Genomic DNA, 2,818 nt, shown 5'->3' with positions numbered 1-2,818 from the left:
AGAAGAGCGCGGTTTCGGCATTGAGCCGGTCGAAGAACTCCTTCATAAATGCGGCCCTCTCCGCCGCGAGCCGCCGCCCGGGAGCGGTCAGCATGCAGTCCGGCAGTTTGCGAAGCTTCACCAGATACTCGCGGTAGGCGGTATCCTCCCGGCTGTACGCCTCCGAAGAGAGCGCCTCTTCGGCCGTGTTATGAAGCCGGGCATGTTCTCGCCCGGCAAAGAGGAAGGCACGCCCGATGCCGACTGCGCCGAGCGAATCGAGTTTGTCCGCGTCGTAGACGATCTCCGCCTCCAGAGTGGCGGGACGCCGCCCGGCCCGGTAGCGGTGGGTCAGCACCGCCTGCGAAACCGCTTCGATCATTCCGCCGGAGAAACCGCACTCCGCCAGCAGCGGGCGGACCAGCTCCGCGCCGAGCAGCGCATGGCAGATCTTCCCTTTCGACGCCATCTCTTCCGGGCGGGCGAAATCGTGCAGCAGCGCCGCCAGCCGGACGATCTTCCGATCGGCCTCGGGCAGTTTCTCCGCCAGCAGTTCCGCGTTGTGGAGCACCCGCAACGTGTGGTCGAAGTCGTGACAGCCGGAGGCGACGCCGAGTTTTGTTTTCACCCGGTGCCGCACCTCTTCAAACTGTTGCTCAAAATCCATCGTTCAACTCAGGAATGTGGTGCCGATGCCGAGAAGCAGACCAATCCGATAGGCGATGAAGGTCAATCCGTAGGCGACCACGGTGTACATTCCCATCTGGAAAAAGGTCAACTTCCAGGAGTTGGTCTCTCTGCGGACGATCGCCACCGTCGCCATACAGGGGATCGTCAGCAGACAGAAGAGCATGATGCAGAACGCCTGAAGCGGGGTGTACGCCTGCCGGAGCCGCATTTGCAGACTGTCGGCGGAAGCCTCGGCGTCCTCAATCGAGAAAAGCACCCCCAGCTGGGCGACAAATACCTCTTTGGCGGCGAATGCGCCGATCAGCGCGGAGCTGACCTTCCAGTCAAATCCGATCGGCGAAAGGACCACCGAAAGCGCCCGGCCAAGCCGGCCGGCGGTGGAGTACTCCAGCTTCTGCGCCTTGATTTCCCCGTTCAGTTCCGCAATCGCCGCTTCTTTCTCCGCGGCGGGAAGCGTCGTGCTCTGCTCCACCGCGGCCAGTTTCTCCCCGGTCGCGCCGAAGTCGGTCTTTCCCGGGAATGTATTGATGATGAAAAGGATGACCGAGGCACCGAGGATCAATGTTCCCGCCTTGTGCAGGTACATCACCGCCCGCTCCCACATTTGGATGAGGATACTCCGGAGGGTCGGCATCCGGTAGGGCGGCAGTTCCATGACGAACACCTCCCCTTCCCCGCGGAACAGGGTGGACTTGAGCAGCAATGCACAGCAGAGAGCCACCACCACACCGATCACATACATGATCCACATCATCAGCGCCTGATACCGCACCGCGAAAAACGCCGGAATAATCAAAGAATAGATCGGCAACCGGGCTCCGCAGCTCATGAAGGGGATGATCATGATCGTCGTGAGCCGATCCCGCTCGGATTCAATGGTGCGGGTCGCCATGATCGCCGGCACGGAACAGCCGAACCCCAGCAGCATCGGGATGAAGCTCTTGCCGTGCAATCCGAACATATGCATGAATCCATCCATCACAAATGCCGCCCGCGCCATGTAACCGGTTCCCTCCAGGAAGGCGATCGCCATGAAGAGCAGCAGAATGTTCGGCAGAAAGACCAGCACGCCGCCGACGCCGCCGATGATTCCCTCCACCAGCAACCGCCGGAAAAACTCCGCCTGCCCGGCCGGCCAGATGGCGTTGATTCCGTCCGCAAGCGCCCCGAAGAGCGCCTCCAGCCAGTCCATCGGATACTGCCCCACCACGAAGGTAAACATGAACACCAGATACATCATCAGCAGAAAGATCGGCACACCGAAAAAGCGGTTGGTCACCACCCGGTCGATCGAATCGGACAGCTGGCGGCGCACGTCATTGCTGACGTGGATCGCCTCCCGGCAGGCACCGGCGATGACTCCGTAACGATAGTCGGCCATCAGCACCTCGCTGTTCAGGCCGTTGCGGGTCGTGATCGCCTGCCGCCACTGTTCCGCTTCAGGAAGCAGGGAGGCGAACTCCGGCCGGGAACAGATTTCACTGTCATTTTCCAACAGCTTGATGGCAAAATAACGGGCGGGAATCCGGCGCGTCTCCGGGCGCTGCAACTCGCGAATCTTCTCCGTCAGAGCCCGGATTGCCTGATCAGTTTTCGGCCCGTACTTCGGCTTGACCGGACGTGGCGGATTCGCTTCATGTGCAATGCGATAGATGATATCTCTCAACTGGTCGATCCCCTGCCCGGAAAATCCAACCGTCGTGATGACCGGAGCGCCGAAAAATCCGCTGAATTTTTCAAAATCAAATGCCAGCCCGCGTTTTTCCGCGTCATCGATCATATTGAAGACCAGCACCATCGGCAGATCCAGCTCGGCGAGCTGCGTGGTGAGGTAGAGGTTCCGCTGGGCGTTGCTGGAGTCGATCACGTTGAGAATCATATCGATCTCACCGTGCAACAGCTCCCGGAACGCCACCTTCTCCTCCGGCGACGAGGAGGAGAGGCTGTAGATGCCAGGCAAGTCAACCAGTTCCACCGAAAGGTCCTGAATCCGGCAGGTTCCGCATTTCCGTTCGACGGTAACCCCCGGATAGTTTCCGACATGCTGCCTGGTTCCAGTCAGCGCGTTGAAGATGGTGGTCTTGCCGCAATTGGGATTTCCGGCCAGCGCCACCCGCCAGATACGTTCGTTCATGATAGGAACATCCTG

The 2,818-nt window shown here is 60.2% G+C and carries 2 protein-coding genes; both read right to left on the bottom strand.

Going from position 1 to position 2,818, the window contains the following annotated elements; all coding sequences use genetic code 11:
• The coding region (locus ACMLHG_RS07350) for an HD domain-containing protein (protein ID WP_295807576.1) at positions 1 to 646 on the bottom strand (646 nt) is incomplete at its 3' end.
• Between the two features lie 3 nt (positions 647 to 649).
• A complete protein-coding gene (gene feoB / locus ACMLHG_RS07345; RefSeq protein WP_295807573.1) occupies positions 650 to 2,803 on the bottom strand; it encodes a ferrous iron transport protein B in 2,154 nt (717 codons plus the stop codon).
• Positions 2,804 to 2,818 lie beyond the last annotated feature (15 nt).

The organism is Victivallis sp. (assembly GCF_048170485.1).
Taxonomy (GTDB): domain Bacteria; phylum Verrucomicrobiota; class Lentisphaeria; order Victivallales; family Victivallaceae; genus Victivallis.
This window is presented reverse-complemented; position numbering and strand designations above follow the sequence as displayed.